Below are 25,325 nucleotides of genomic sequence, written 5' to 3' on the forward strand. Positions count from 1 at the left end.
AGCCTTTCTATTTTTGGCCCTTGCCAAGGGCCAATTATATGCAAGAACTCCGCCAAGTTGGGGCGCACATTTATCATTCCAAGAGCGCTCAGTACAGGGCGCCGGGGGACCAGCATGGCCAAGCAGATCAGGCTCAACGCATTTGCGATGAATTGCGTCGCGCATCAATCACCGGGCCTGTGGACCCATCCGCGCGACCGCACCGCCGAATATAACCGCCTGCCCTACTGGATCGATCTCGCCAAGACGCTGGAACGCGGACGCTTCGACGGGCTGTTCCTGGCCGACGTGCTCGGCGTCTACGACGTCTATGGCAACAGCCCTGACGCAGCCTTGCGCAATGCCGCACAAACGCCGTCGAACGAGCCGCTGCTGCTACTCTCGGCGATGGCCGCGGTCACCAAGAACCTGGGCTTCGGCGTCACCAGCAATCTCTCCTTCGAGCCGCCCTACCCGTTCGCGCGGCGGATGTCGACGCTCGACCACCTCACCGAGGGACGGATCGGCTGGAACGTCGTCACCGGCTATCTCGACAGCGCCGCGCGCGGCGCCGGCAAGGACAAGCAGACCGGGCACGATGACCGCTACGACATCGCCGACGAATATATGGAAGTCGTCTACAAGCTCTGGGAAGGCAGCTGGGAGAACGACGCCGTGCTGCGGGACCGCAAGCGCGGCATCTTCACCGATCCCAGCAAAGTTCATCGCGTCAATCATGAGAGCGCGAACTACCGCATCAACAACACCATCCATCTCAGCGAACCGTCGCCGCAGCGTACGCCCGTGCTGTACCAGGCCGGCACCTCACCGCGCGGGCGGCAGTTCGCCGCAAAACATGCCGAATGCGTGTTCATGTCGGGACCATCGGCCAAGATCATTGCGCCGCGGGTCTCTGCGATCCGCCAGGAGGCCGCCGCGTTCGGCCGCAACCCGGCCGAGATCCTCATGTTCAACATGATGACGATCATCCTTGGCAACACGGAGGCCGAAGCGGCCGCGAAATATGCCGACTACCGGTCGCATATCAACCCGGAAGGCGCGCTCGCCCTGATGTCGGGATGGACCGGCATCGACTTTTCCGGCTACGAACTCGACCAGCAGGTCCGTCACGTTCAGAACGATGCCGGTCGCAGCGCACTCGACAACGTCACTCGCGGTGATCCCGACCGCATCTGGACCGTGCGCGACGTCATCGAGCATGTCGGCATCGGCGGTGCCGGCCCGGTTGTGGTCGGCACGCCCGAAAGCGTCGCCGACAAGATCGAGGACTGGTTCGAGAAGACCGACGTCGACGGCCTCAACGTCGCCTTTGCGGTCTCGCCCGGCGATTTCGAGGACATCGCCGACATGCTGGTGCCGGAGCTGACCAAGCGCGGACGGTACAAGCCGGAATACGCCAAGGGCACGCTGCGGGAGAAGCTGTTCGGCGATGGCCGCGCGCGGCTCGACGCGCCGCATCCGGCGGCGGGGTATCGGGTGGGAGAGAAGGGGTAGAACTCTCTCCCCTCCTCGTCGTTGCGAGCGCAGCGAAGCAATCCAGATTCTTCACGCGGAGACAGTCTGGATTGCTTCGTCGCAAGGGCTCCTCGCAATGACGGGCGGTGGTCGCCTGCCCTACACCTTGCCGTCCACCATCACCTCGATCAGCTTGGTCCCCGGCCGGTTGAACGCCGAGGCGAGCGTCGCCTTGAGCTCTCGGGGATCGCGGATCTTGATCGCCTCGCAGCCGAGTGCCTTCGCCACGCCGGCGAAATCCACGGGCGGATCGACAAAGTCCATGCCGACGTAATTGTCATCACCATGGAAGGCGAGCAGGCGCTGCTTGATGATGCGGTAGCCGCCATTGTTGGCGATGACGACGTTGAGCGGCAGCTTGTGATGCGCCGCCGTCCACAGCGCCTGGATCGAATACATCGCGCTGCCGTCGCCCGAGAAGCACACGACGGGGCGATCCGGATTGGCGATGCTGGCGCCGACCGACGCCGGCAAGCCCCAGCCGATGCCGCCGGAGGCAAGGCCGTGATAGCCATAGCGGTCGCGGTGTGGACGCAGGGCCGTTATCTGGCGGCTGGAGGTGAGACCTTCGTCGACAAGGATCGCATGGTCGGGCATCGCCTCGACCATTTGCAGCACGAGATAATCGGGATCGATCGGCGCACGTCCCGCGCTCTTGCCGATCTGCTCGACCAAAGCGGCGCGCCGCGCGGTCCAGTTCTTCGGCGCAAGCTCGGCGAGCCGCTGCCTGGCGCGGCTTGCCAGCGCGGCACCGCCCATCTCCTTCAGTACCGCGATCAGCGCGCGCAGCGTTTCCTTCAGATCCGCCTTCAGTGCGATCTCGGCGCCGTAGTTCTTGGCGATCTCCCAATCGACAAGGCCAATCTGCACGATGCCGAGTCCGTCGGGCAGCGCATCGACCTCGCTATAGACCGACATGCGCAGGGGATCGCCGCCGAGCGCGATCAACAGGTCGTAAGGCGCCAGCGTATCGCGCGCGACCTTCTGCACGCGGGCCAGCGAGCCGACGAAACTCGGACTCTCCGAAAGGAAGTGCGAGCCGTAGGGCGTCGAGGATTGGTAAGCGGCCGCGCCGAGCAGTTCGGCGAATTCGGCGGCCTCCTTCAGCGCGTCGCTCTTGACCACCTCGTCCATGGTGACCATGACGGGGCGCTCGGCCTTCAGCAACCGCTCTGCAAAGGCCCTGAGCGCTTCATCCGACGGCTTGACGCGCGCGTCGATGCGGGTGGAGCGGCCGAGATCGATGCCGGCTTCGCTGTTGAGGATATCGCCGGGCAGCGAGATGAACACCGGCCCGGTCGGCGGCGTCATCGCGACCTTGGCGGCGCGGCGCACGATGCGCGGCAAGTCCTCCAGACGCGTCACCTCGACCGCCCATTTCACCAGCGGCTCAGCCATGCGCACCAGCGGGCCATAAAGCACCGGCTCCATCAAGCCGTGGCCCTGCTCCTGCTGGCCCGCGGTGAGGATCATCGGCGTGCCCGTGAACTGGGCGTTGTAGAGCGAGCCCATCGCGTTGCCGAGGCCGGGCGCGACGTGGACGTTGCAGGCGACGAGCTTGCCGGAGGCGCGGCTATAGCCATCGGCGATCGCCACCACCAGGCTCTCCTGCATCGCCATCACGTAAATGAGATCGGGGTGGTCCTTCAACGCATGCATGATCGGCAGCTCGGTGGTGCCGGGATTGCCGAACAGGTGCGTGATGCCCTCGTCCTTGAGCAGTGCGAGAAAGGCGGAACGGCCGGTGATCTTGTTCTTCATGTTTCCTCCAGGAGCGGACGTTGCCGCAAGGACGGACACATGATGGACGAAGTCACGGGAGGCGCGCAAGGAAGCGCGCTCATGGCTGCCTTGCGCGCGTGATGAGAAGCTGGAAAGATGGGCCGAAGCCGGAGGAAAGTCATGGCTTACGATGAAGGCACCGCCACACGGGTTCGCATGTTGCTGGCAGGCCAACGCCACGTCGCGGAAAAGAAGATGATGGGCGGCCTTTGCTTCATGGTGGACAACGTCATGTGCTGCACCATAAGTGGCCGCGGCGGCATGCTGTTTCGTGTCGGCTCAGAGGCGCATGCGAGCATGTTGAAAAAGCCACATACGAGCCCGATGGAAATGCGCGGGCGCATCATGACCGGGTTCGTCCGGGTGTCTGACGAGGGCACGCGAACCGAGGCCGGGCTCAGGGCCTGGGTGAAGCGCGCGCTGGATTTCGTGGCAACGAAGCCGGCCAAGCAGCCGGCGAAGAAGGCTGCGCCGCGCAAGGCAGCCCCGAAAAGCACGAAGGCTAAAGCGCCTCCTCGCGGCCGAGTTCGAACGGATCTTCGCCGCTAGACCGCTTCTTCCTTTTCGAGCGCTGCCAGACCACGCCCGGAAACCCCTTCAGCGGCACCAGCGGTTCGCCGGTGTAGGCCCATTCCTGCAGCTCCTCGATCGCGATGTGATAGAGCGGCTGGCGGCCGGTGCGCTCCTTGAACAGCGCACGGGGAATGTTCACCATATGCGGCCCGCGCGGACGCTCATAGGCAATCGGCGTGCCGCAATGGGAGCAGAAGCTGCGCGCGGTCTTGGTCGCCTTGTCCTCGTAGCGGGTGAGCGCAGTCTTGCCGGAGGTGACGCGAAAACGCTTCTTCCAGCTGCCGACATAGGTCGCGTAGGCCGCGCCATGGGCGCGGCGGCTGGCGGCGGAGTGATCATGCCAGGCCCAGCGCGCGGGGATGTCGATCTCGAAGGTGACCTTGCCGCAGAGGCATTGGCCGGTGGCGGTTCCTGCGGCGGCTGCGGCTTTGGCCATGATTGGTCCTCATCGTCATTGCGCGAGCGACAATACACGATCGTCATTCCGGGGCGCGATGAAGTCGCGAGCCCGGAATCCATCGAGCGGCAATCCAGGGGTGAAATGGATTCTCTGATGCGCAAGTGCGCATCATAGCTCGACGCTCTGCGTCGCCCCGGAATGACGGAAGAGACTTACGCCGGCGTCAGCTCGTCGTACGCCGGATAATCCGTATACCCCTTCTCCTCGCCGCCATAGAACGTGGCGCGGTTGTACGGCGTGATCGGGTAGTCGTGCTCCAGGCGCCGCGGCAGATCGGGGTTGGAGATGAAGATGCGGCCGAACGCGATGATGTCGGCATGGCCATCGGCGATCGCGGCGTTCGCCGTCTCGCCGGTAAACCCGCCGGCGGTCATCAGCACGCCGCTGTAGTGTGGACGGAACAGCACCATGGCGGACGGCACGTTCTCCCAGTGGACGTCGGCACGGCCGGCGCCGCTGGAGCGTGGTTCGATGAAGTGCAGATAAGCAAGGCCGAGCTTGTCGAGCGCCTTCACCACATGGGTGTAGAGCGGCATCGGGTCAGGCTCGGCGGAATCATTGGCGATGCCGTGGGGCGACAGGCGGACGCCGACGCGGTTTGCTCCCCAGACATCAATCGCAGACTGGGTCACCTCGAGCAGCAGGCGGGTCCGGTTCTCGATCGAACCGCCATATTGATCGGTGCGCTGGTTGCTGCGCGACTGCAGGAACTGCTCGAGCAGATAGCCGTTGGCGCCATGGATCTCGACGCCGTCGAAGCCGGCGGCGAGCGCATTCTTCGCGCCCTGCCGAAACGCCTCGACCACACCCTTGACCTCGTCGGTCTCCAGCGCGCGCGGCGTCTCGTAATCGGCGAGCTTGCCGTCCGCGGTCATTGCCTTCATGCCTTCGGCCTTGATCGGAATCGCGGAGGCCGAAACCGGCAGCTGACCATCGTGATAGGACGAATGCGAGACGCGGCCGACATGCCAGAGCTGGAGGAAGATGATGCCGCCCTTGGCATGCACGGCATCGACCACCTTGCGCCAGCCGGCAATCTGCGCCTCCGAATAGATGCCAGGCGTCGCCGGATTGCCGCGGCCGTGCGAGAGCACGGGCGAAGCTTCAGCGATCAGCAGACCGCCCGGCGTCGCGCGCTGGCCGTAATATTCGGCGTTGAGCGGCCGCGGCGAAAAGCTCTCGCGCTCGGCGCGCATGCGCGTGAGCGGCGCCATCGCGACGCGATGCGCGAGCTTGTACGGACCGACCTGCAACGGATTGAACAACGCCTTGAATTTCATAGGGGCCCCGAATGTCTTTGAAAGGATGCCGATCATATAGCGAGGGGCGGCCACCGGAAAAGGCGCCGCCCCGCAAAAGCAGATATTCCCTCGCGCGGAACGCGGGAGAGGACAGGACTTACGCCGTCTTGATCCAGACGGCCTTCACGTTGAGGTATTCTTCGACATGCTGCTTGCCCGACTCACGGCCGTAGCCGCTCATCTTGTAGCCGCCGAACGGCACGGCCGGGTCCATCGCCTGATAGCAATTCACCCACACCGAGCCGGCGCGCAAGCGTTTTGCGACCGCATGTGCCTTGGTGACGTCACGCGTCCACAGGCCTGAGCCGAGGCCGAACGTGGTGTTGTTGGCGCGCTTGACCAGCTCATCCATGTCCTTGAAGGCGATCGCGGAGATGACGGGACCAAAGATCTCCTCCTGCGCGATGCGCATGTTGTCCTGGACGCCGGCGAACACCGTCGGCGAGACGAAGAAGCCCTTCGACAACGCGCCCTCGGTGACACGACCGCCGCCGGCGAGCGCTTTCGCACCTTCCTTCTGGCCGATGTCGAGATAGCCGGTAACGCGCTCGAGCTGCTGCTCGGAGACCAGCGGGCCGATCTGGGTGTTCGGATCGAGGCCGTTGCCAACCTGCAGCTTCTTGCCGAACTCGGCGACGCGGCCGACGAACTCTTCGTAGATCGACTGCTCGACGAACAGGCGCGTGCCGGCACTGCAGATCTGGCCGGAGTTGGCGAACACCGCCATCGCGGCACCCGGCACTGCCGCATCGAGATCCGCATCTGCGAACACGATGTCCGGCGACTTGCCGCCGAGCTCGAGCGAGACGCGCTTGAGGTTGCCGGCCGAAGCACGGATGATCGACTGGCCCGTGACGTGGGAGCCGGTGAAGGCGACCTTGTCGACGTCATGATGCGAGGCGAGCGCGGCGCCCGCGGTCTCACCATAGCCGGGCACGACGTTGACGACGCCGGGCGGAACGCCCGCTTCCATCGCGAGCTCGGCGATGCGCAGCGAGGTCAGCGGCGCTTCTTCGGCGGGCTTGAGCACCACGGTGCACCCCGTCGCGATCGCCGGGCCAATCTTCCAGAGCGTCGCGGTCAGCGGGCCGTTCCAGGGAATGATGGCGCCAACGACACCAACCGGCTCCTTCAGCGTGTAGGAGAAGATCTCGCCGGGCAGCGAGTTCTCGATGGTCTCGCCATGGATCGCGGTGGTCTGGCCGGCGTAATAGCGCAGCATGCCGACGGCGCGCAGCCGATAGGCGCGGGTGCGGCTGAGCGGTGCGCCCATGTCGAGCGTGTCGAGCTGCGACAATTCGTCGAAATTCTTCTCGACGAGATCGGCGAGCTTGAGCAGCAGGTTCTGCCGCTCGAACGGTTTTACTTTGCTCCAGGGCCCTTCGAAGGCGCGGCGGGCGGCGGCGACCGCACGGTCGATATCCTCCTTGTCGCCCTCGGCAACGGTTGCGAGCAGTTCGCCGGTGGCAGGATTGTGGGTCTCGAAGCGCTTGCCGGACGCGGCATCCACCCACTTCCCGTCGATCAGCATTTGCTTGTAGGATCCGTTGGCGAACGGATGGCGCGTGATCGGAATAGCCTGCGACACAGCCATGTCTGCACTCCCTAGGTAGGTGATTGATTGGGTTCGATCTGGGCGGGATCGTTAAGTCAAACAGAATACAGCGGCGCCGGAAGGGCGTAAAGTCGGCGTGGAACGAAGCCCTGCCATGCCGACTTGTGCAGGGTCGCGCGAGTGCCATGTTATAGCTCGACCGAGCGCAACACCCCTCCCGGAGAATAACCATGCCGCATCCCGTCATCGCCAAGGGCAATGTCGCCGTGATCACCGGGGGTGCGTCCGGCATCGGTCTTGCCGCAGCCACGGCGTTTGCGCGCGCCGGGATGAAGGTGTGCATCGCCGACGTCGACGAAGGACGGCTGGCAGAGGCCGCAACAAAACTGTCATCGATCGCGGGGGCCGCGAATGTGATGACGTCCGCGGTGGACGTCAGCCGGATCGAAAGCGTGACGGAACTGGAACGCGCCGTGGGCGCGCATTTCGGCGGTACGGATTTGCTGATGAACAATGCCGGCATCCAGCCGGGCAGCACCTTGTTCGGCGAGCCAGATAATTGGCAGCGCATCATCAGCGTCAACATGTGGGGCATCATCAACGGCGCGCGCATCTTCGCACCTAACATGATCGCGCGCGACAAGGCCGGGCTGATCATCAACACCGGCTCCAAGCAGGGCATCACAACCCCGCCCGGCGATCCCGCCTACAACGTCTCCAAGGCCGGCGTGAAGGCTTTTACGGAAGCACTCCAGCACGAGCTGCGCAACACCAGGGATTGCCACATCACGGCGCATTTGCTGATCCCCGGTTTTGTCTTCACTGGACTCACCGCCAAGGGCCGCACTGAAAAGCCCGCCGGCGCGTGGACGCCGGAGCAGACGGTCGACTTCATGCTCGCGCGGCTTGAGGCCGGCGATTTCTACATCCTCTGCCCGGACAACGACGTGCCGCGCGCGCTCGACGAGAAGCGCATGCTCTGGGCCGCGGGCGATATCGTCGAGAACCGCCCGCCGCTGTCGCGCTGGCATCCGGACTACGCGGATGCGTTCGCGCGGTTTGTGAAGGGGGGCTAGGCGGAAACGCCCTACAGCGTCTCTTGCTGGTGCCCGCAATTCTTGCAGGCGAACTTGACGCGGCTCTGGCCTTTTTCCGCCTGAACCCGGTTTGGCGCGCCGCACTTGCCGCAGACGGCCTCGATGCGGGTCGAGCCCTGCTTGACGACGATGGTCTTCTTTTCCATCGATTCGCGGATCAGGCGCTCGGCCTCCTCACGCTGGGATTGTTTCGACAAAGCTCGTCTCCGCCTCTGAAAGCGCGCGAGCCATATCGCACTTGCGTTCAAATCTCAATCGGCAATGCCGGCTCAGACCTCGACAATCACATAACTGTCTTCGACATGCACCGGAAAGGTCTCGGCGACGTACGGGCCTTTCTGCAATTCGTCGCCACGCTCCACCGCAACCGGATATGACCGGATCTTGACCCGTTTCGGATCGAACCAGGACTGGCCGTTGCGCATGTCGAATTCCCAGCCGTGCCAGGGACAGCGCAGCATTTCGCCAATGCGCGAGCGCTCATAGATGCCGGGTTCCGGCGAGGTCAGTCGCGCCACGCACGCCGCCCTCTCCAGCGGCGCGCCCTCGTGCGGGCAGCGGTTCAGCAGCGCGAAGAACTCGCCGTTGACGTGGAACACGACGATGTCGCGACCCGCGATATCGACGACCTTGTTGCCGCCGGGCGGGATCTCTGAGGTCGACGCGACGATGTGACGGGCCATGTTGATCAGAACTTGTAGACCGCGCGGGCATTGGTGCTGAAGATCTTTGTCCGTTCGGCCTCCGTGAGCGGCGTCTTGAAGGCGAAGCGCGGATCGTCGAAATCCCAGTGCGGATAGTCCGACGAAAACAGGAGGCGATCGACACCGACCCATTCGATCAGCGAGCGCAGATGCCGCGCCTCGTCCGGTTCGTCGATCGGCTGGGTCGTGAACCAGAAATGCTCGCGGACATATTCCGACGGCTTGCGCTTGAGATGCGGCACCTCGCTGCGGAAGCGCTCGAAATGCTGGTCCATGCGCCACACCGCCGACGGAATCCAGCCGAAGCCGCCCTCGATGAAGACGATCTTCAATTTGGGAAAGCGCTCGAGCACACCCTCGATCACGAGGCTGGCAAGCTGCGCCGCGATGGTGTGCGCGTTGGACTGGTGCTCCTCGACATAATAGGACGGCCAGCCGCCGCCGGTCGGCGCGTGGCCGCCATAGCCGCCGACATGGATGCCAAGCGGCAGGTCCAGCGCCTGCGCGCGCTCGTAGATCGGCCAATAGCGGCGGCGACCGAGCGGCTCGTTCGCGCGTGGCGAGACGTTGATCTGGATGTATTCGCCGATTTTCGCGCAGCGCTCGATCTCGGCGATGGCGAGGTCCGTGCCGTCCTGTCCGACCAGGATCGAGGCCTTCAGGCGCGGGTCCCGGTGCGACCAGAACGCCAGCTGCCAGTCGTTGATGGCACGCTGGATCGCGGCGCCGAATTCCAGGTTCTGCTGCGAGAAGATGAAGAGATCGAGCACCTGCAATATCCCGAACTCGACATCGAGCGGATCGAGATGCTGCTTCTGCATGAAAGCAAGATCGGAACCGGGTGGCCCGCCGGTCGGTGGCCAGGCATCGCGCCGCGCGATCAGCGGCGATGAGCGCGGATAGGGCGTCGTGAAGAGATAGGGCGTGCGCAGATGGCTGCCATATTCCTTCAAATGCTGCTGCCAGCGTTTTGGCAGGAACTCGTTGAGATCGTCGAAGGAATGCAGGCTCGGATGCACGTCGCAATCGACGATGCGCAGACGCGAGGTGGCAGGTTTCTCGTCGTCACGCAGCGGACGGTCGATGACTTCACTCATGCGAACCTCCAAATTAGTTCAGGACAGCCGCGGAAACGTCTCCAGCGGATTGTCGACGCACATCCTGTCGATGATGCTCTTCGGCAGATGCGGCGGGATTGGATCGTCGCCGTCGAACTGCCAGTGCGGATAGTCGGACGCGAACAGGAACATCTTGTCGGAGCCGATCTGGTCGATGATCTCCTCGACGCTTTTGGCGTCGCCCGGCGCATCGAACGGCTGCATGGTGACGCGGAAATTTTCGCGGATGATCGCGGCGGGCTCACGCTCGACCCATGGCACCTCGACGCGGACGCCGCGCCAGGTCTTGTTGGCACGCCACATGAAGGCCGGCAGCCAGCTCACGCCGGACTCCATCAGGACGACCTTGAGATCGGGATATTTGCCGAATACGCCCTCGTAAATCAGGCTCAAGATCTGCGCCTGAAACGCCTGCGCCTCGACGAAGTAATATTCATAGCGATGCGACGGCCAGCCGGCCGAGCTCGGCGCCTGCCGATATTGCGTGCCGGCATGGATCGCGAGCGGCAGGTTGTACTTTTCCGCGAGCTGGTAGACCGGCCAGAAATGCCGCCGGCCCAGCAACGTCTCGCCCTGCGCCAGCACCAGAATGGAGACGAAGCGATTGTCGCCCGCACGGCGCTCAATCTCTTCGATGGCGAGATCCGGCGCCTGCATCGGCACCACGATGGAAGCGCGCAGGCGCGGATCGCGCGACAGCCATTCGGCGGCGATCCAGTCATTGATCGCCTTGCAGAAATCGGCCGCCATGTAGGCGTCGAACACGGCCTGAGCGCCGTAGAGCACGTTGAGGATCGCGTGGCTCGCGCCCAATTGGTCGAAGGCGCCCTTCTGCACCATCGCGAGATCAGAGCCCGGCTTGGCACCATTGGCCGGCCGCCAGTCGGCGCGAGCGGAAAACGGCATGCTTGGCGGATAGGAGGTGAGGTCGAGGCCGTCGATGGCACGGCTCACCACCTGCTCTTTCCAGTGATCACTGAGATAAGGGAGTAGCGTCGTGCGCGTGCCACCAACCGCCGGGTGGATATCGCAGTCGATCCGCGTCACCGCCATGGATGCTTCCTCGCCGAGATCTTGTAAGCACGTCTTATTGGCGACGTTCTTGCGCGCCGCCTGCGCAGAGTGCCCCTGCCCGTGCAGCCGCGCAAGGGCGCACGTCCGCGCGATCCGTCATGGCTCGGTTGCATTTCGCAGGCGCGATATCAGGTCAGCCAGGCGCGCCCGGCGCGATCGCGGTCTCGGTGGCGGAAGCGGTGTCTGACTAAAATTTCGCCTGTCGCATCGCAGCCGACACGCTTAGCTTTCGCCGCGTCCCGTCCTCCCTGCTCTCCCCGGAGTTCCCATGTCCCTCCTCATCCGCGGCGGCACCGTCGTCAATCATGATCATTCGCGCCGCGCGGACGTGCTGATCGAGGGCGACACCATCGTCGCGGTCGGTGCATCGATCGCGGCGCCAACGGGGGCGCAGATCATCGATGCCGGCGGCGCCTATGTCATTCCGGGCGGGATCGATCCGCACACCCATCTCGAAATGCCGTTCATGGGCACAGTGACCGCGGATGATTTCGAGTCCGGCACCAAGGCGGCGGTGACTGGCGGGACGACCATGGTGGTGGATTTCTGCCTGCCCGATCCCGGCCAGTCGATGCTCGCGGCCTATCAGGAGTGGCGGCACAAATCCGAAAAGGCGGCGACCGACTACGGCTTCCACATGGCGGTGACGTCGTGGTCGAAGCAGATCTATGACGAGATGGAGACCGTGGTCAAAACCTACGGCATCAACACCTTCAAGCACTTCATGGCCTACAAGGGCGCGCTGATGGTGAACGATGACGAGCTCTACAACTCGTTCGCGCGCTGCGCCCATCTCGGCGCCATGCCTGTCGTGCATGCGGAGAACGGCGACGTCGTCGCGTTGATGCAGGAGGCGCTGATCGCGCGCGGCGTCACCGGCCCCGAGGGCCACGCCTATTCACGGCCTCCGGAAGTCGAGGGCGAAGCCACCAACCGCGCCATCATGATCGCCGATATGACCGGCACGCCGGTCTATATCGTGCATACGAGCTGCCGCGAGGCGCATGAGGCGATCGCCCGTGCGCGCGCCGCGGGAAAGCGCGTCTATGGCGAGCCGCTGATCCAGCATCTGCTGCTCGATGAACGCGAATATCAGAACAAGGACTGGGATCATTCCGCGCAGCGCGTGATGTCGCCGCCGTTCCGCAACAAGTCGCATCAGGATAGTCTCTGGGCCGGCCTGCAGTCCGGCTCGCTGCAAGTGGTCGCGACCGACCATTGTGCCTTCACCACCGAGCAGAAGCGGTTTGGCCTCGAGGACTTCAGGAAGATCCCGAACGGCACCGGCGGCCTGGAAGACCGCCTCGCATTGTTGTGGACCGCGGGCGTTGCCACGGGGCGGTTGACGAAGGAGGAATTCGTCGCGGTGACTTCCGCGAACATCGCCCGCATCCTCAACATCTATCCGCGCAAGGGCGCGGTCGCCGTCGGCTCGGATGCCGACATCGTGGTGTGGGATCCCAGGGCGACGAAAACCATCAGCGCGAAGCGGCAGATGAGCCGGATCGACTACAATGTGTTCGAGGGCTTTGCCTGCACCGGCGGGCCCGCCGCGACGCTCTCGCGCGGTCGGATCGTGTGGAAAGATGGCGATCTGCGAGCCGAGGCAGGCGACGGACATTATGTCGAGCGTCCGGCCTTCTCGCCGGTGCATGTCGCCAACTCGACCTGGAAAGAGCTGACCGCCCCGCGCGCAGTGCCACGCGGAGCGGTGACACCGTAGCGATCAGGCCGCCTTGCCGGCCTGCAACCTCCCTGACGGCGTATTGAGCCTAGCGCTCCGGCGGCCTAGATCGCAAACACCCAGGCGGCGACAATGGTGCCGATGGTGACGAGACCGGCGATGGTCCAGCCGGCAGCGTATTCCAGCTCAGGATGACCGGTCGCCCGCATGATCTCTGCCGGATCGGCGGTATGCTTCTCTGCCATGACAGCCTCGCATGTTTCTCCCCGCGTATGGATAAGTCGCTTGAGACGCCATTAGGTTCCATCACGGACGCGCCAATGGCAAAAAAGTCGGAAACAACCCCATGCACAGTAGAACGCCGGCTTCGCCCTAAGACGAGGTCGCGTATGACAAGGCCTTGACGCATCGGGACAAAACGGCCGCCTCGCGCAATCGCCACGCGGCCCGTCCCTTGCGTTTGAAATCGGATTGCATGCTAGACTGGATACACGCGATTCAGGGCAGGAGAGAAGCATGGCCGACGACAAGACCAAGCGGGGCGGAGCGGACCGCAAGCTGATTGCGCTCACCGAAAAGTACGAAGTCGCCTACTGGTCGAAGAAGTTCAAGGTGACGCCGGCCAAGCTGAAATACGCCGTCAAGAAGGTCGGCCATTCCGCGCGCAAGGTCGAAGAGTACATCAAGCTCCAGAAGCACCGCGCCGCCGACAAGAGCCGGATCGCACTCGGCGAAGCCTATGAAGTCCGCTACTGGTCGAAGAAGTTCAAGATCACCCCGGCCAGACTGAAGGCCGCTGTCGCCGCCGCCGGCCATTCGTCCAAGAAGGTCGAGGCCTATCTGGTCGCCCAGAAGGCCGCGAAGAAGACGTCGGCCAAGAAGGCCGCGAAGAAGACCGCCAAGAGAAAGACCTCCGCTTCGCGGAAGTAGGCCAGCGATAAGCGCGTCGGCTGTTCAAGCGGCAGATTGGCGGGCCTCTCGCCTTTCAGGATGCGCTCCACCAAGCTCGCCCCGCGCTGAGCGGTCTCTACCTAGCCGGGACCATAGGACATAAGGCCTCCGTCGCGCACGAAGGAAGCGGACATCCGCGAGGCCAGACGCTACTTCGGAAAAGGGCCAATAGGCAGCATTGAGCCCGTTCCATCTGATCGCAAGGACGTATCTTTCAAAAATGGCAATCGGAACCAGGAAACGTTGGGAAGCTTGCGCGTTTAGCCGACGGGGCAACGCAGTGGAGGAGGCGCATGCGAACAGCAACTCTCGCCATGATTGTCGTTGCCGGAAGCGCGATTGCTTTCCAAGCAGCCGCGCAACAGCAACAGGCCGCACCTAGTGAGCAAACCAAGGAGGAGATGCACCGCGATGTAGACAAAGGGCTCAAGCCTGGCGAGCCCAATGAGCAGATGCAGCGTGACGCGGACAAGGGAGTCAAGACACGCAACTCCGGAGAGTCCGGATACGTGGCTGATCAAGACAAGCCGGGCGCTTCTGCCCATCCTCCGGGCCGACCGGAGACCACGGGTTCGAGCAGCCAGACTAGCATCCCGAAGAAGTAGCGCCGCCATCGCTTAGGAGGACTACATGAAATTCGCAATTATTGCCGTCTCGACGGCCGCCGTAATCGCATCATCGCCGGCTGTCTTTGCGCAGGGGACGTCAAGCACAACCCCTGGACACGAAATGCAAGACCGAGGCTCCAAGAAAGGCAGCCCCGGCGCATCGGGCTACTCGCCAGGACATGAAATGCAAGCAAAGGGATCGAAGAAGGGAAGCCCTGGTGCTTCCGGCTACGCGCCCGGTCAGACAACCGGAGCGAACACAAAATCGAAATACTGAGCTGAGTTTCTCTCCAGAAAGAGCCGCCTCGCCGGTGGCTCTTTTCTTTCAGGTCATGACTGCTTTGCGTCAACAGCTTCGATTGAGCACACGCTGGCAAAGGCAACGCTGCGGAGCGGCGGGTTCGAGAAGGCTGCGCCTGAGCAAGACCGGCTCCCAGAAGAATCGGGCGGCTTCGGACGTCGCCTCGTGCCGGCAAATTCCGATGTCTTTGAGGTATTCGGCTTTGTACCTGAGGTCGGCAAGAAGCTCCGCCCTGAAGCGGGCGCGTCGGTACCAGGTGACGAACAGCGCGAGGGGCGCCAAACCGCGCAGATGAAAATCCCTTGTGGGGAGAATAGTGTCGGAGATGCCCATTTGGGACTTCACCTGGGGCGCACTCGCCGCCTCAGAAAATGCCGCGTGCGTCATCGCTGACTTCCTCCATCGAGCGGCAAAAGACGAAAGAGATCGCGTGACGACCTCTTGACCTTGTCGTGGGCAGCTTCACCCCAATCGAGAACTTGATCGTCCTGTTTGGTCAATGCGATCTCTTGGTTGATGGCCGTTGTGAAGCCGGAATGCAAAGGGATCAGTCAGGGAGCGCTGACGCCCGGCATCGGACCGGTCGGGCGAATCGACACCTTGGCCGGTGGCTGCTGCGCGAAAGCTGCGAAGGCAATCAGAAGTGTGCATGCCAGGACGATGAAAGAGACGGGACTCCGTCGCCTCTCCGTCTGGTCGCCGCCGGGCTTCTCAAGCCGGCGCGCGCCCGTTGTTGTGCGCATCGTTGTTCTGCCGATGACGTTACGGGAGAGGATCTGTCTTCCCAGTACCCGTGCTGAATATGGCGCAACGCGAGGCTTCCGAGAACTACCTAGAAAGGTGGTTCGCTGTGCTTTATGCATGCCCGCGCCGGCTCGGCTTCCTGCACAGGTTGGGAGTGACATGCATCTCTCGACGGATCCCACCGATCCACAAAATCAAGAAGTCTATGCACTCCGGGATCAGCTGGCCGAGTTCTCGGTTGGGGACAGCGACGCAGCGTTGACCCATTTGCTGTCCGCACTGCGCACCATGTTGTCGGCACGCAACGTGCTATGGGGTGTGATCGTACGATTGCCTTCGCCCAGTCGGGCCGATCCCTTGCTCGGCTGGTGTCCGCGCCTCGTCCGGATGCTGGACCCGATACCGGCGGTGGCGGCATCCGTGCAGAAGCAGTTCGATACGCTGAGCTTGTTCTCCCCAGACCGGGACTATAGTCCTCCCTCGGATGAGAAATCTGCCTTAGGCTGCGCCGGTCTGGCAGCACTGCCGTGACCGAAAAGGAGAAACGCCAATGAAAATCGCGATGCCGGCTTGTGCCGTCCTTGTCCTTGGCGCCGCCCATGTCGCCGCCGCCAACGGCGCTGGCACTGCGCCCTCCAAAATCTCGGGCTCCACGGCGCTGGCGCTGGCGGGCGTGATCGCGCCGCTGTCGCCGATCCTGTCGGGCGCCGAGAAGAAGGCGGTGGCAATGCTGTTCGCCGCCAACGCCGACATCCCCTACAAGAAGCCGATCGTGGTGACCGCTGACAGAATCGTCTGCCGCACCAGCAATGTCGACATCACCTTGCGCAACTGCGAGGTCACCTTCGGCAAGAAGGTCAAGAACGTGAACGGCTCCACGGCCAACGAGATCTTTGCGACCGAGGCGCTGGCCGGCATTCCGCCCGATGGCGCGGCGGGATCGAATTTCGAGAGCCTGAGCAAGCTGAGCTGCACGATCGACCCCAATGCCATCAGGCAGAAGGACGGCAGCGGGGCGGACTGCACGTTCCAGCCGGCAAATTGAACGGGGCGCGCGGGAGGCGAACCAGGGGTGCCGTGAAATCGCCGCAAGATGAACTGACAAGACGAAGTAATAAGGCGAATTGAAAAGACAGGCCACACCGGCGCACCAATATGAAGCGCGCAAGGCCGGCACCATCATGATGAAGAATTATCTCGCATTTTTGTTTGTTATGACCGTAACGGCGGCCTCCGCGCATGGCCCGCTGCCGGCACGGCTGACCGCACCGTCCGATCTCGTCCAGGTCGGCCTCACCGATAACGACACGACGGCCGGCGGCGTCGGGCGCCTTTGCGAGCAGGTCTCCTTCTCGCGTGGCCTGCGCTATGGCGACAACGAGGCCAATGTGCTCGACGTCGCGACCAGCGGCGACACCAAGGCCGACACGCCGCGGCCGGTGCTGCTGTTCGTGGCCGGCGACACCTTTACCGGCGATCGCGGCGCGCCGGACCTGTCCCGCGACATCCAGGACGAGGCCATGTGCTTTGCCGCGCGCAACGGCATGATCGGGGTGCGCGTGAGCTACCGCCTGGCGCCTGCAGCGACCTGGCCGATGGGCGCGACCGACGTGGCGGCGGCGCTGTCCTGGATCCACGGCAATATCGACCTGTTCAACGGCGACGCTCGCGAGATCGTCGCGGTCGGCTATGGCGCCGGCGCGTTCCATGTCGCCACCCTGCTGGCGCACCCCGAGCTCCAGGCCGACCGCGCCGACGTCGCCGCCGTGGTGCTGGTGTCCGGCATCTATCGCGCCGGCAAGGACGCCAGTGACAGCGAGAAGGCCTATCTCGGCACGGACGCCGCTCAATATGACAAGCGCTCGGTGTTCCCCGGCATCCTCAATGTCGACGCGCCGATCGTGCTGGCCTGGGCCGCGAACGATCCCGCAAACCTGGTCGCGCAGGGCGAAACCCTGAAGAAGACACTCTGCGGCGCCGGCCACTGCCCGCGTACGACGGTGCTGCGCAGCCGCGACGGCATCGCTGCGGCGTTCGGGCTGGATGGCTCGGGCGACAGCCTCGCGGAGCCGACGCTGCTGTTGGTGCATCAACTTGAGGCGCGCGGACTGCCGTAGGGGAAGTTGTCGGCACCGAAGCCGCCGTCATGGCCGGGCTTGTCCCGGCCATCCACGCGTTTCTCCGCCGCACAAAGCACGTGGATGCCCGGGACAAGCCCGGGCATGATGAACGCTTGCAGCGCGTCAACACACCTGCCGCTTCGCCTGGGGTGCCACAGGATTGACAAACGTTTGACGTAGATCAACTCGCTTGGGTGCGGAACGAGCCGACTTCGTTGGGGGCCAACGATAAGGTGTCGAGCATGCGCGTCACCGGCAGACTGCTATTCGCTTTGATCGCCGTGCTCGCCTCGCTCGGGGCGATGTCGCAGCAGCGCTCGGATCAGCCTAATTCCGAACCCAGCTCCGACAAGGAAATCCGCATCGGCAACATCGTGCCCTATTCGGGGCCGCTCTCGGAATTCGGCGCGATCGGCAAGGCGGAAGCCGCCTATTTCGACATGATCAACGATCTCGGCGGCATCAACGGCCGCAAGGTGCGCTTCATCACGCGCGACGACAATTCCGATCCCGCCGCCGCGCTCGACCTGACCCGCGATCTCGTCGAGAAGGACGACGTGCAGCTCATGTTCGGGTCGTTCGGCACGCCCGGCAATCTCGCCACGCGCTGGTACCTGAACGAGAAGAAAATCCCGCAGCTGTTCGTCGCCTCCGGCGACGAGGAGCTGAGCCAGGCCAAGGCATTTCCCTGGACCATGGGCTGGCAGCCGCCGTTCCGCTCGGAAGGTCGCATCTATGCCAACTACATTCAGGCCTATTTTCCCCGGAAGAAGATCGTCGTGCTCTGGCAGAACGATCAGTTCGGCCGCATGCTCTACAAGGGCATCCAGGAAGGCCTCGGCGATCTGAACCGTCATGTCCTCGTCGATGTCGCCTTCGACATCTCGGACGAGCATCTCGAAGGACACGTCTCGATCCTCAAGCGCGCGGGCGCCGACATCTTCGTCTTCCTCGGCGTGCCGTCGACGGCTTCAAAGGTGATCCAGCTGGCGGCGTCGCTGAACTGGCACCCGGTCTTCATCGTCAATGATGCCTCCGCCTCGATCGCCAATGCGATGGCGCCCGCGGGACTGGAGAATTCATCCGGTGTGATCTCGGCGGCATTCCTGAAGGATCCGAGCGATCCCGCCTGGAAGGACGATCCCGCCATGAAGGACTGGTTCGCCTTCATGGACAAGTACCATCAGGTTGAGAGCACCAACAACAGCGCGGCACTCTATGGCTACGCGGCGGCCGAGGCGCTGACAAAGGTGCTGAAGCAATGCGGCGACGACTTCTCGCGCGAGAACATCATGCGCCAGGCGGCGTCGCTGCGGGATTATCATCCCTCCGTTGCGCTGCCCAATATCAGGATGAATACGTCGCCCGACAGCTATCTGCCGATCAAGCAGATGCGCCTGGTGCAGTTCGACGGCAGGTCATGGCAACCGTTTGGGGCGGTGATCGAGACAGCGTTCACGGAAGGGCCGGCGCGGTGAGCTGACTCACCCCTGCACACAGCCAACAAACGCGCGGCAGTGGTCGCGGCAGACACCTTTTCGTTTCATGACGAATGTTTAAGATCGGGCATGAGCCTGCATTCACCCCGCCGGGAGATCCACCGAATGAACGACACCATCCGCATCAAGCGCTTCCACGCGCGCCCCGTGATCGTGCCGATGAACTTGCCGCTCAAGACTTCGACCGGCGCGGTTGCGAAAGCGCCGCTGGTGCTGATCGACTGCGAGACTGACCAGGGCGCCGTCGGACATGCCTATCTGTTCTCGATCACGCCGTCCGCCTTGAAGCCGCTGACCGCAATGGTCGCTGAAATGTCAGACCTGCTCGCGGGCGACGAACTGCTGCCGTTCGAGATCGAACGCAAGCTGACCCAGCGTTTCACGCTGCTCGGGCTCGCCGGCCTGCAACGGCTGGCGCAATCCGGCATCGACATGGCGGCATGGGACGCATTGGCACGCGCGCGAGGCCTGCCGCTGGCCCGCCTGCTCGGCGGTGCGCCGAAGCCGGTCAAGGCCTACAATTCGAAAGGGCTTGGCATCATGCCCGCGGGCGCCGCGGTGGAGGAAGCCCACAAGCTGCTGGCCGAGGGTTTTCAGGCCGCGAAGATCCGTGTCGGCCGACCCGATGCGCGGGACGATCTCGCGGTCGTGCGCGCGGTGCGCAAGGCCGTCGGCGACCAGGTGACGCTGATGTGCGACTACAATCAGGCACTGACGGTGACCGAAGCCATCCGCCGCGGCGAGATGCTCGACGACGAGGGGCTGACCTGGATCGAGGAACCGATCCGCCACGACGACTACGACGGTTGCGCCCGCATTGCGGACGCACTGCGCACACCGGTCCAGATCGGCGAAAACTTTGACAGCGCGTTTTCGATGCAGACCGCGCTGTCGGCCGAGGCCTGCGACTACGTGATGCCCGACGTGCAGCGCATCGGCGGTGTCACCGGCTGGCTGCGGGCAGCGTCACTGGCGCATGCCGCCGGCATCGAGATGTCCACGCATCTTTTCTCGGAGGTCAGCGCACACCTGCTCTGCGTGACGCCATCCGCGCATTGGCTGGAATATGTCGACTGGGCCGACGCGGTGCTGGCGACACCGTTGAAGATCAGGGATGGCTACGTGCTGCCGGGCGAGGAGCCCGGCAACGGGATCGAATGGGACGAGGGGGCGGTGAAGAAGTATCTGGTGAGCTAAGAAGAGTCTCTGCGGCCATCCTTCGAGACGCCCGCCTTTTTCGGCGGGCTCCTCAGGGTGACGGTGAAGGAGTTGGGCGCGCTGCGCTCGCAATGACGGAGAATGGGCAACCTCGCAATTCTCCGCCAAACGCTACCACACCTCCGCGCCGGGGATTTTCTTGCGCACCGCGATGCGCTGGATCCAGATGCAGCGACGGACGGATCGATTGGAGCGGCCCACCGCGGAGATCCCCTCGCCGGCCTGAAGCAGTGGCGCCACGCTCTCGCGCAGCGCGCGGCAGCGTTGCAGCTCGGCCTGCCAGTCGATGACTGCCGCGTCCGCGCTCGATGCCATCAGCGCCAGCGCCGCCACGGCAAGACAAATCGTTCGCATCATTCACTTTCCCTTCGCTTTGATCCGTCCGCAACGCGCCGGTAGCGGAAGTCGCAGTGATCGGCGCCTTGCATGATGGTCTGCGTCCGCGTGAGCCTGATGTCCAGACCGAACCCTTCCGCGGTCGCAAAATCGGCGGTGCAGACCGTGAGAAAGCCGAGCTCGGGCTCGCCCAGTGCCTTGTAGAACTCGGCATAGGCGCATCGTTTCACATCGAAGGCGAATGCATCCTGCGTCTGCTCGATCACGTCATAGGCCAGCGCGTCGTCGCGTGCGTAAGTCTTGAAGGCGGAGGCGACGGCCTGGCCGAGATTGGCCTCGTTCTTGGCTGTCCAGAACGTCTCGCCGAAGCCGCGATAGAGATCGCCGAGTGCCCTGCGCACCAGCGCATTCGCACGCGCCTCGCCGAGTTCGGCCTGCAGCGCCTTGACCAACGGCACCAGGACCTGCGCCTGTATTTTTGCCTGTTCGATAACGGATATGCTCATCGGCAGCCCGCCTGTGAAATGGAACACATTTGAAGCACCCTTTAGGTTGTATCATATTCTCGATGTAACCAAGGCGAACGGGCGCACGACGCCGTATCGATTTCTCGATTATCTCACTCTCGAACGCCGAGTTGGAGTCCCCCGCGCAGGGTAAGACGGACGCCCCTGCAACGGACGCCGTCCCAAGAGATCGCGATCAGTTTCGAAAAATTCCGACGCCTCGCCGACCCCGGCGATGCGATGGCCGCTTCTTGCCTGAAGACATGATCAGCCCGGAACGCCGGCCCGGGAGAGCGCCGGCATCGACAGTCGCGCAGCCATCGAAAGGAATCCTCCATGGACGAACCCAAGCCGCTTACCAGCGCCTTCAACAGAACAGCGAACTTCTCGATCCACCAGGTCGATAGTGTGTTCAGGGCTGCCGCGCATGCTGCTGCGGTCCCCGCTGCCGTGCCGGTCACCTTGCCGCCGACGCTCGGGCCGCTGTCGGCCTTCGCCGGCACCTTCACGGGACAGGGCTTCAACACGATCTTCCGGCCCGACAGCGCGACGACGCCAACGCAGATGCCGGGGCCTATCAACACCACCGACCCGCCCGACAACGTGCTGGAGCTGAACCTCACCGACGAGACGATGTCGTTCTCGAACAGTCTCGGCTCGATTCCCAATCGCGGCTCGGGGCCGCAGGCGGATGCCTTCCTGAACGGCGTGCCCTATCTGCAGACCATCAACGACGTGACCACAGGGACGCCTGTCGGCATTCACTTCGAGCCCGGCATCTGGCTGGCGGTGCCGTCCAGCACCAATCCGCACGAACCGTTCACGGTCGCGCGCATGGCCTCGATCCCGCACGGCACGACGATCATCGCGCAGGGCACCGCGCTGCCGGCCGTCGCCGGCAAGCCGGCCATTGCGGCGGTCGACATCACGCCGTTCTTCGGCGGCAATCCCGCCAACAAGTTCACGTTCCAGAATCAGACCGCGGCCAACAAGACGACACGCAGGCTGCCGCAAGACCTCACCGCGCTGATCGCCTCGGGCAGGCTCACCCAGGCCATGATCACCGATCCGAACACGGTGCTGCGCCATCAGATTGCGCATCAGACCATCAGCCAGACCATCATCATCGAGACCTCGACCAGGCCCAGCACGCCGCTGTCAGGCGGCCCGTTGCCGGCCGTCCCTTCGGCCGGACCACATCCGCAGGCGCCTAACTTCGCCGGCGGCACCGCGAACATCGCATTCCTGCAGGGCGTGCCGATGCCGCCGCCAGGCGGCAAAGGTGCCAACGCCAACGCATTTCAAATGGATGCCGTGTTCTGGATCGAGACTGTCATCTACGACATCGACGTGCCGCGCATCGCGTCGGGCGAGCCGCCGATTATCCTTCAGCCGATACAGAAGGGCCCGGTGCCGCTGGTGCCGAGCTTCGTCGCGACGCTCCCCTTCGTGCCGAACAAGGCTTTTGCCGGCGGCCGCGTCCGGGTGGCGACGACCCAGATCCAGTATTCGCAGAAGGTGATGCTGGATTTCAACGGCCTGACCTGGCCGCATGTCTCGGTGGCCTCGCTGGTGCCGGCAGCGCCGGTACCGATCCCGGAGCATTTGCTGCCGCTGACGTGAGTGGACTTGCCGCGACGTGACGTCAGGAGCGCAGCCGTCGCAGCGCCCGGCCCTTGTGCAGGGCGACGTGATCGGTCTTGTCGCTCTTGATCTCGTATTGCGGATCGTCCGCCGTCGCGTGGTGGACGTAGCCCTTGTAGTCGACGTCGGTGGTGTGCACGCGCAGGATATGACCACGCACGCGGCCGGCCTCGGAATTCCAGCTGACGTGATCGCCGCGCTTGAAGGATTTGCTGGAGGCTTTGGGCATGGCGGAACAATGCCGGGTGCGAGGGCGCGTTCCAATATAAGGGAGCTACAGGTTGCAGTCCGTCTTCGCTCTTTCGAGCTACGCCGGACACGCTTCGCCATGATTAGTTGGATCGTGGCTTGCCCAGCCGTAGCTCGCGGCAACAAGTCCGCCTGCGCCCTTCGGGCTTCGGCGTGACATCCTTCACTCGGCTATCGCGAGCGAAGGATGGTGGGCGCGACAGGGATCGAACCTGTGACCCCTACCATGTCAAGGTAGTGCTCTCCCGCTGAGCTACGCGCCCTAGATGTCGTCTAGATCGGGTCGGGTCCCTATAACGGCTCGGCGGAGCCGGTGCAAGGACGGAAGGGGGCCAATTTAGGCCGCCAGCATCTTGTTCACTTCGCTCACCAATTCGCGCAGGTGAACGGGCTTCGACAGCACCTTGGCGTTCTTGGGGGCGTCCGAATCCGAGTTCAGGGCGACCGCGGCGAAGCCGGTGATGAACATGATCTTGATATCGGGGTCGAGTTCCGAGGCCCGACGGGCGAGCTCGATACCGTCCATCTCCGGCATCACGATGTCGGTGAGGAGCATCTCGAACGGCTCTTCCCGCAACCGCTGATAGGCGGCCATGCCGTTGTCGTGGGACGAAACCTGAAAACCGGCGTTTTCCAGCGCCTTGACCAGGAAACGGCGCATGTCGTTGTCGTCTTCGGCGAGCAGGATTTTTGGCATGGCAGGAACGTCGAATCCCCAAAGGATATGCAGAGGTCACTAAGCCCGACAGAGGGTAAATTTCGGGTGAAAATCTTTACCCTGAGCCCGACCGGCGCGGCCCCTTGTGAACCCGAATGCCGCGCGAATCAATCGACACGCGTCTGCACATCCCCGGCTCGCTGCCCGCACGGTTAAGACATGTTCCAGCGCCGATCACATCTTTTCGCTTGGCAGAATGGTTGCGATTCCGGACAATGAGGGCACATAAGAGCCGCTCGACCGGCCGAATCACTCGATCTGGGATCTATGGCGGATCGTGCGGCGTGAAGGGACGAAGCCTGAGCAGATGACCCGGTTTGACGGCGACGCGTCGCCAGCCTTCGAGATCGTGGAGCCCGCCGAGTGGCGCGCGCCTGTTATCTTCAACTCGCCCCATTCCGGCTCGACCTATCCGGACGAATTCCTCAGCGCATCGCGGATCGACCTGCCGCAACTTCGGCGGTCCGAAGATTCCTTCATGGACGAGCTGATCGGCCATCTGAGCCAGCGCGGCTTTCCGACCGTGCGGGTCAACTTTCCCCGCTCCTATGTCGACGTCAATCGCGAGCCCTATGAGCTCGATCCCCGCATGTTCACCGGCCGGCTGCCGAGCTTTGCCAACACGCGCTCGATGCGGGTCGCGGGCGGGTTAGGCACCATTCCGCGCGTGGTCGGCGACGGCCAGGAGATCTATCGCGACCGCATCCTGGTCGACGACGCGCTGGCGCGGATCGAGACGCTGTACAAGCCCTACCATCGCGCGCTGCGCCGGCTGATCAACAAGGTGCACCAGATGTTCGGCACCGTGGTGCTGGTCGACTGCCATTCGATGCCGTCGGTCGGGGTCAGCAGAGACGAGCCGCGCCGGCCCGACATCGTGATCGGCGACCGCTACGGCACGAGCTGCACGCCGCTGCTGCCCGACCGCGTCGAGGAGACCATGACGGGGCTCGGCTATTCGATCGGCCGCAACAAGCCCTATGCCGGTGGCTTCATCACCGAGCATTACGGCAACCCGGCGAGCGGCCTGCACGCGGTGCAGCTCGAGCTCAACCGCGCCATTTACATGGACGAGCGCCGCCGCGAGCGCGGCCCGCGCTTTGCGCAGGTGTCGAGCGACTTCGGCATCCTCGCCGATGTGCTGGCGACCACGATCCCATTCGGCGATCTCGGCCCGTTCCAGGCCGCAGCGGAATAGACGCTAACTCTTTCGCAAACGATCGTGCTCTCAGTGAGAGATGCGAATGCGTTTCGCTTCGCAAGCGTACGCGCGCTAAACTGAAAACAGGCGCCTCAAGAAAAAAGGGCCGCTTCTGATGAAGAAGCGGCCCAAGTCTAGGGAGGAAACGCCCAAGGAGGGCAGCGGTAACGCGAGAAGCGCTACCGCACCGCAACAATATGCGGCCGCGCCGCACAAAGTGCAAGGGCTTTTGAGCGGTTTCCCATGCAAAAACACATGGCTCATTTGCTTCCAGCGAAATTCAGATTCAGTTTCTTTGATAAGGAAATTCAATGGGTTGATAGTCATTTGCATACGAACGAGGCATACAAGGAACTAAGTTCTCAAC

The 25,325-nt window shown here is 63.5% G+C and carries 28 protein-coding genes and 1 tRNA gene; 14 read left to right on the forward strand and 15 right to left on the reverse strand.

The features are described from left to right. Positions 1–114: 114 nt before the first annotated feature. Positions 115–1,494 carry an LLM class flavin-dependent oxidoreductase gene (locus K3F49_RS29450; RefSeq protein WP_234684405.1) on the forward strand — a complete coding sequence of 460 codons (1,380 nt, stop codon included), beginning with the start codon at positions 115–117 and terminating at the stop codon, positions 1,492–1,494. Between the two features lie 120 nt (positions 1,495–1,614). On the opposite strand, the gene K3F49_RS29455 is transcribed toward K3F49_RS29450, so the two are convergent. Then, positions 1,615–3,276, reverse strand: coding sequence for a thiamine pyrophosphate-binding protein (locus K3F49_RS29455; RefSeq protein ID WP_234684406.1), 1,662 nt, complete (start codon positions 3,274–3,276; stop codon positions 1,615–1,617). Positions 3,277–3,453: 177 nt separating this feature from the next. Between K3F49_RS29455 and K3F49_RS29460 the strand changes: the two genes are divergently transcribed. Next, on the forward strand, positions 3,454–3,846 hold the full coding sequence (locus K3F49_RS29460) for a TfoX/Sxy family protein (RefSeq protein WP_234684407.1): 393 nt from the start codon (positions 3,454–3,456) through the stop codon (positions 3,844–3,846). Here the strand turns inward: K3F49_RS29460 and K3F49_RS29465 are convergent. The 3 genes from K3F49_RS29465 to K3F49_RS29475 all read right to left on the reverse strand — a co-directional run bounded on the left by K3F49_RS29465 (position 3,800) and on the right by K3F49_RS29475 (position 7,225). Then, a complete protein-coding gene (locus K3F49_RS29465) occupies positions 3,800–4,306 on the reverse strand; it encodes a GFA family protein (protein ID WP_234684408.1) in 507 nt (168 codons plus the stop codon). The two genes, K3F49_RS29460 and K3F49_RS29465, sit on opposite strands and share 47 nt — an antisense overlap. Before the next feature lie 176 nt (positions 4,307–4,482). After that, positions 4,483–5,610, reverse strand: a complete 1,128-nt coding sequence (locus K3F49_RS29470; RefSeq protein WP_234684409.1) for an alkene reductase — start codon at positions 5,608–5,610, stop codon at positions 4,483–4,485. A gap of 118 nt (positions 5,611–5,728) precedes the next feature. After that, positions 5,729–7,225, reverse strand: coding sequence for an aldehyde dehydrogenase family protein (locus K3F49_RS29475; protein ID WP_234684410.1), 1,497 nt, complete (start codon positions 7,223–7,225; stop codon positions 5,729–5,731). A gap of 191 nt (positions 7,226–7,416) precedes the next feature. On the opposite strand from K3F49_RS29475, the gene K3F49_RS29480 reads away from it, so the two are divergent. After that, a complete protein-coding gene (locus tag K3F49_RS29480) occupies positions 7,417–8,262 on the forward strand; it encodes an SDR family NAD(P)-dependent oxidoreductase (RefSeq protein WP_234684411.1) in 846 nt (281 codons plus the stop codon). Between the two features lie 11 nt (positions 8,263–8,273). On the opposite strand, the gene K3F49_RS29485 is transcribed toward K3F49_RS29480, so the two are convergent. From K3F49_RS29485 to K3F49_RS29500, 4 genes are all read right to left on the reverse strand, one after another. Then, positions 8,274–8,480 (reverse strand): hypothetical protein, encoded by a 207-nt coding sequence (locus K3F49_RS29485; protein ID WP_234684412.1) that lies wholly within the window; start codon positions 8,478–8,480, stop codon positions 8,274–8,276. Positions 8,481–8,552: 72 nt separating this feature from the next. Then, the gene (locus tag K3F49_RS29490; protein WP_234684413.1) at positions 8,553–8,966 is read right to left on the reverse strand and encodes a Rieske (2Fe-2S) protein; all 414 of its coding nucleotides are present in this window, start codon (positions 8,964–8,966) and stop codon (positions 8,553–8,555) included. Between the two features lie 5 nt (positions 8,967–8,971). Continuing rightward, positions 8,972–10,084 carry an amidohydrolase family protein gene (locus tag K3F49_RS29495; RefSeq protein ID WP_234684414.1) on the reverse strand — a complete coding sequence of 371 codons (1,113 nt, stop codon included), beginning with the start codon at positions 10,082–10,084 and terminating at the stop codon, positions 8,972–8,974. Positions 10,085–10,102: 18 nt separating this feature from the next. Further along, positions 10,103–11,158 (reverse strand): amidohydrolase family protein, encoded by a 1,056-nt coding sequence (locus K3F49_RS29500; RefSeq protein WP_234684415.1) that lies wholly within the window; start codon positions 11,156–11,158, stop codon positions 10,103–10,105. Between the two features lie 289 nt (positions 11,159–11,447). Between K3F49_RS29500 and hydA the strand changes: the two genes are divergently transcribed. After that, on the forward strand, positions 11,448–12,902 hold the full coding sequence (gene hydA, locus K3F49_RS29505) for a dihydropyrimidinase (protein WP_234684416.1): 1,455 nt from the start codon (positions 11,448–11,450) through the stop codon (positions 12,900–12,902). Between the two features lie 65 nt (positions 12,903–12,967). On the opposite strand, the gene K3F49_RS29510 is transcribed toward hydA, so the two are convergent. Beyond that, positions 12,968–13,108, reverse strand: a complete 141-nt coding sequence (locus K3F49_RS29510; protein WP_007597071.1) for a hypothetical protein — start codon at positions 13,106–13,108, stop codon at positions 12,968–12,970. A 271-nt stretch (positions 13,109–13,379) separates the two neighbouring features. Between K3F49_RS29510 and K3F49_RS29515 the strand changes: the two genes are divergently transcribed. From K3F49_RS29515 to K3F49_RS29525, 3 genes are all read left to right on the forward strand, one after another. Then, a complete protein-coding gene (locus K3F49_RS29515) occupies positions 13,380–13,793 on the forward strand; it encodes a DUF3606 domain-containing protein (protein ID WP_234684417.1) in 414 nt (137 codons plus the stop codon). Positions 13,794–14,107: 314 nt separating this feature from the next. After that, positions 14,108–14,419 carry a hypothetical protein gene (locus K3F49_RS29520; protein ID WP_234684418.1) on the forward strand — a complete coding sequence of 104 codons (312 nt, stop codon included), beginning with the start codon at positions 14,108–14,110 and terminating at the stop codon, positions 14,417–14,419. A 25-nt stretch (positions 14,420–14,444) separates the two neighbouring features. Then, positions 14,445–14,699, forward strand: coding sequence for a hypothetical protein (locus tag K3F49_RS29525; RefSeq protein WP_234684419.1), 255 nt, complete (start codon positions 14,445–14,447; stop codon positions 14,697–14,699). A 69-nt stretch (positions 14,700–14,768) separates the two neighbouring features. On the opposite strand, the gene K3F49_RS29530 is transcribed toward K3F49_RS29525, so the two are convergent. Beyond that, positions 14,769–15,110: a DUF1127 domain-containing protein gene (locus K3F49_RS29530; protein ID WP_234684420.1), complete on the reverse strand. Its 342-nt coding sequence runs from the start codon at positions 15,108–15,110 to the stop codon at positions 14,769–14,771. A 516-nt stretch (positions 15,111–15,626) separates the two neighbouring features. Between K3F49_RS29530 and K3F49_RS29535 the strand changes: the two genes are divergently transcribed. From K3F49_RS29535 to K3F49_RS29555, 5 genes are all read left to right on the forward strand, one after another. Beyond that, positions 15,627–15,998 (forward strand): hypothetical protein, encoded by a 372-nt coding sequence (locus K3F49_RS29535; RefSeq protein ID WP_234684421.1) that lies wholly within the window; start codon positions 15,627–15,629, stop codon positions 15,996–15,998. 19 nt (positions 15,999–16,017) lie between these two features. After that, positions 16,018–16,512 carry a hypothetical protein gene (locus K3F49_RS29540; protein WP_234684422.1) on the forward strand — a complete coding sequence of 165 codons (495 nt, stop codon included), beginning with the start codon at positions 16,018–16,020 and terminating at the stop codon, positions 16,510–16,512. A 139-nt stretch (positions 16,513–16,651) separates the two neighbouring features. After that, the gene (locus tag K3F49_RS29545) at positions 16,652–17,584 is read left to right on the forward strand and encodes an alpha/beta hydrolase (RefSeq protein ID WP_346657368.1); all 933 of its coding nucleotides are present in this window, start codon (positions 16,652–16,654) and stop codon (positions 17,582–17,584) included. Between the two features lie 245 nt (positions 17,585–17,829). Then, positions 17,830–19,065, forward strand: coding sequence for an ABC transporter substrate-binding protein (locus tag K3F49_RS29550; protein WP_234684424.1), 1,236 nt, complete (start codon positions 17,830–17,832; stop codon positions 19,063–19,065). Between the two features lie 126 nt (positions 19,066–19,191). Next, on the forward strand, positions 19,192–20,283 hold the full coding sequence (locus K3F49_RS29555; protein ID WP_234684425.1) for an enolase C-terminal domain-like protein: 1,092 nt from the start codon (positions 19,192–19,194) through the stop codon (positions 20,281–20,283). A gap of 132 nt (positions 20,284–20,415) precedes the next feature. On the opposite strand, the gene K3F49_RS29560 is transcribed toward K3F49_RS29555, so the two are convergent. Together K3F49_RS29560 and K3F49_RS29565 are read right to left on the reverse strand one after the other, a co-directional pair. Then, positions 20,416–20,661, reverse strand: a complete 246-nt coding sequence (locus tag K3F49_RS29560; RefSeq protein ID WP_234684426.1) for a hypothetical protein — start codon at positions 20,659–20,661, stop codon at positions 20,416–20,418. Then, positions 20,658–21,146 carry an L-2-amino-thiazoline-4-carboxylic acid hydrolase gene (locus K3F49_RS29565; protein ID WP_234684427.1) on the reverse strand — a complete coding sequence of 163 codons (489 nt, stop codon included), beginning with the start codon at positions 21,144–21,146 and terminating at the stop codon, positions 20,658–20,660. The genes K3F49_RS29560 and K3F49_RS29565 overlap by 4 nt, the downstream gene beginning before the upstream one ends. A 336-nt stretch (positions 21,147–21,482) precedes the next feature. Here K3F49_RS29565 and K3F49_RS29570 point away from each other — a divergent pair, with 336 nt between their 5' ends. Continuing rightward, on the forward strand, positions 21,483–22,769 hold the full coding sequence (locus tag K3F49_RS29570) for a heme-binding protein (protein WP_234684428.1): 1,287 nt from the start codon (positions 21,483–21,485) through the stop codon (positions 22,767–22,769). A gap of 22 nt (positions 22,770–22,791) precedes the next feature. Here K3F49_RS29570 and K3F49_RS29575 read toward each other — a convergent pair whose 3' ends face one another. The 3 genes from K3F49_RS29575 to cpdR form a co-directional block, all read right to left on the reverse strand. Continuing rightward, positions 22,792–23,019 (reverse strand): hypervirulence associated TUDOR domain-containing protein, encoded by a 228-nt coding sequence (locus tag K3F49_RS29575; protein ID WP_234684429.1) that lies wholly within the window; start codon positions 23,017–23,019, stop codon positions 22,792–22,794. Positions 23,020–23,227: 208 nt separating this feature from the next. Beyond that, a tRNA-Val gene (locus K3F49_RS29580) sits at positions 23,228–23,302 on the reverse strand. 74 nt (positions 23,303–23,376) lie between these two features. Continuing rightward, a complete protein-coding gene (gene cpdR, locus K3F49_RS29585; protein ID WP_007597092.1) occupies positions 23,377–23,736 on the reverse strand; it encodes a cell cycle two-component system response regulator CpdR in 360 nt (119 codons plus the stop codon). A 328-nt stretch (positions 23,737–24,064) separates the two neighbouring features. Here cpdR and K3F49_RS29590 point away from each other — a divergent pair, with 328 nt between their 5' ends. After that, a complete protein-coding gene (locus K3F49_RS29590) occupies positions 24,065–24,955 on the forward strand; it encodes an N-formylglutamate amidohydrolase (protein WP_234684430.1) in 891 nt (296 codons plus the stop codon). Positions 24,956–25,325 lie beyond the last annotated feature (370 nt).

The sequence above is a fragment of the Bradyrhizobium monzae genome (genome assembly GCF_021458635.1).
In the GTDB taxonomy this organism is placed as follows: Bacteria; Pseudomonadota; Alphaproteobacteria; order Rhizobiales; family Xanthobacteraceae; genus Bradyrhizobium.

Excerpts from the sequence above, each read along its gene's own strand:
- K3F49_RS29560 (WP_234684426.1), bottom strand. The coding sequence starts at position 20,661 with ATGATGCGAACGATTTGTCTTGCCGTGGCGGCGCTGGCGCTGATGGCA.
- K3F49_RS29500 (WP_234684415.1), bottom strand. The coding sequence starts at position 11,158 with ATGGCGGTGACGCGGATCGACTGCGATATCCACCCGGCGGTTGGTGGC.
- K3F49_RS29450 (WP_234684405.1), top strand. The coding sequence starts at position 115 with ATGGCCAAGCAGATCAGGCTCAACGCATTTGCGATGAATTGCGTCGCG.
- K3F49_RS29515 (WP_234684417.1), top strand. The coding sequence starts at position 13,380 with ATGGCCGACGACAAGACCAAGCGGGGCGGAGCGGACCGCAAGCTGATT.
- K3F49_RS29475 (WP_234684410.1), bottom strand. The coding sequence starts at position 7,225 with ATGGCTGTGTCGCAGGCTATTCCGATCACGCGCCATCCGTTCGCCAAC.
- K3F49_RS29465 (WP_234684408.1), bottom strand. The coding sequence starts at position 4,306 with ATGGCCAAAGCCGCAGCCGCCGCAGGAACCGCCACCGGCCAATGCCTC.
- K3F49_RS29510 (WP_007597071.1), bottom strand. The coding sequence starts at position 13,108 with ATGGCAGAGAAGCATACCGCCGATCCGGCAGAGATCATGCGGGCGACC.
- K3F49_RS29455 (WP_234684406.1), bottom strand. The coding sequence starts at position 3,276 with ATGAAGAACAAGATCACCGGCCGTTCCGCCTTTCTCGCACTGCTCAAG.
- K3F49_RS29550 (WP_234684424.1), top strand. The coding sequence starts at position 17,830 with ATGCGCGTCACCGGCAGACTGCTATTCGCTTTGATCGCCGTGCTCGCC.
- K3F49_RS29540 (WP_234684422.1), top strand. The coding sequence starts at position 16,018 with ATGAAAATCGCGATGCCGGCTTGTGCCGTCCTTGTCCTTGGCGCCGCC.
- K3F49_RS29480 (WP_234684411.1), top strand. The coding sequence starts at position 7,417 with ATGCCGCATCCCGTCATCGCCAAGGGCAATGTCGCCGTGATCACCGGG.
- K3F49_RS29470 (WP_234684409.1), bottom strand. The coding sequence starts at position 5,610 with ATGAAATTCAAGGCGTTGTTCAATCCGTTGCAGGTCGGTCCGTACAAG.
- K3F49_RS29490 (WP_234684413.1), bottom strand. The coding sequence starts at position 8,966 with ATGGCCCGTCACATCGTCGCGTCGACCTCAGAGATCCCGCCCGGCGGC.
- K3F49_RS29575 (WP_234684429.1), bottom strand. The coding sequence starts at position 23,019 with ATGCCCAAAGCCTCCAGCAAATCCTTCAAGCGCGGCGATCACGTCAGC.
- K3F49_RS29565 (WP_234684427.1), bottom strand. The coding sequence starts at position 21,146 with ATGAGCATATCCGTTATCGAACAGGCAAAAATACAGGCGCAGGTCCTG.
- K3F49_RS29460 (WP_234684407.1), top strand. The coding sequence starts at position 3,454 with ATGTTGCTGGCAGGCCAACGCCACGTCGCGGAAAAGAAGATGATGGGC.
- K3F49_RS29520 (WP_234684418.1), top strand. The coding sequence starts at position 14,108 with ATGCGAACAGCAACTCTCGCCATGATTGTCGTTGCCGGAAGCGCGATT.
- K3F49_RS29525 (WP_234684419.1), top strand. The coding sequence starts at position 14,445 with ATGAAATTCGCAATTATTGCCGTCTCGACGGCCGCCGTAATCGCATCA.
- K3F49_RS29570 (WP_234684428.1), top strand. The coding sequence starts at position 21,483 with ATGGACGAACCCAAGCCGCTTACCAGCGCCTTCAACAGAACAGCGAAC.
- K3F49_RS29535 (WP_234684421.1), top strand. The coding sequence starts at position 15,627 with ATGCATCTCTCGACGGATCCCACCGATCCACAAAATCAAGAAGTCTAT.
- K3F49_RS29590 (WP_234684430.1), top strand. The coding sequence starts at position 24,065 with ATGACCCGGTTTGACGGCGACGCGTCGCCAGCCTTCGAGATCGTGGAG.
- K3F49_RS29545 (WP_346657368.1), top strand. The coding sequence starts at position 16,652 with ATGAAGAATTATCTCGCATTTTTGTTTGTTATGACCGTAACGGCGGCC.
- hydA (WP_234684416.1), top strand. The coding sequence starts at position 11,448 with ATGTCCCTCCTCATCCGCGGCGGCACCGTCGTCAATCATGATCATTCG.
- K3F49_RS29530 (WP_234684420.1), bottom strand. The coding sequence starts at position 15,110 with ATGACGCACGCGGCATTTTCTGAGGCGGCGAGTGCGCCCCAGGTGAAG.
- cpdR (WP_007597092.1), bottom strand. The coding sequence starts at position 23,736 with ATGCCAAAAATCCTGCTCGCCGAAGACGACAACGACATGCGCCGTTTC.
- K3F49_RS29555 (WP_234684425.1), top strand. The coding sequence starts at position 19,192 with ATGAACGACACCATCCGCATCAAGCGCTTCCACGCGCGCCCCGTGATC.
- K3F49_RS29495 (WP_234684414.1), bottom strand. The coding sequence starts at position 10,084 with ATGAGTGAAGTCATCGACCGTCCGCTGCGTGACGACGAGAAACCTGCC.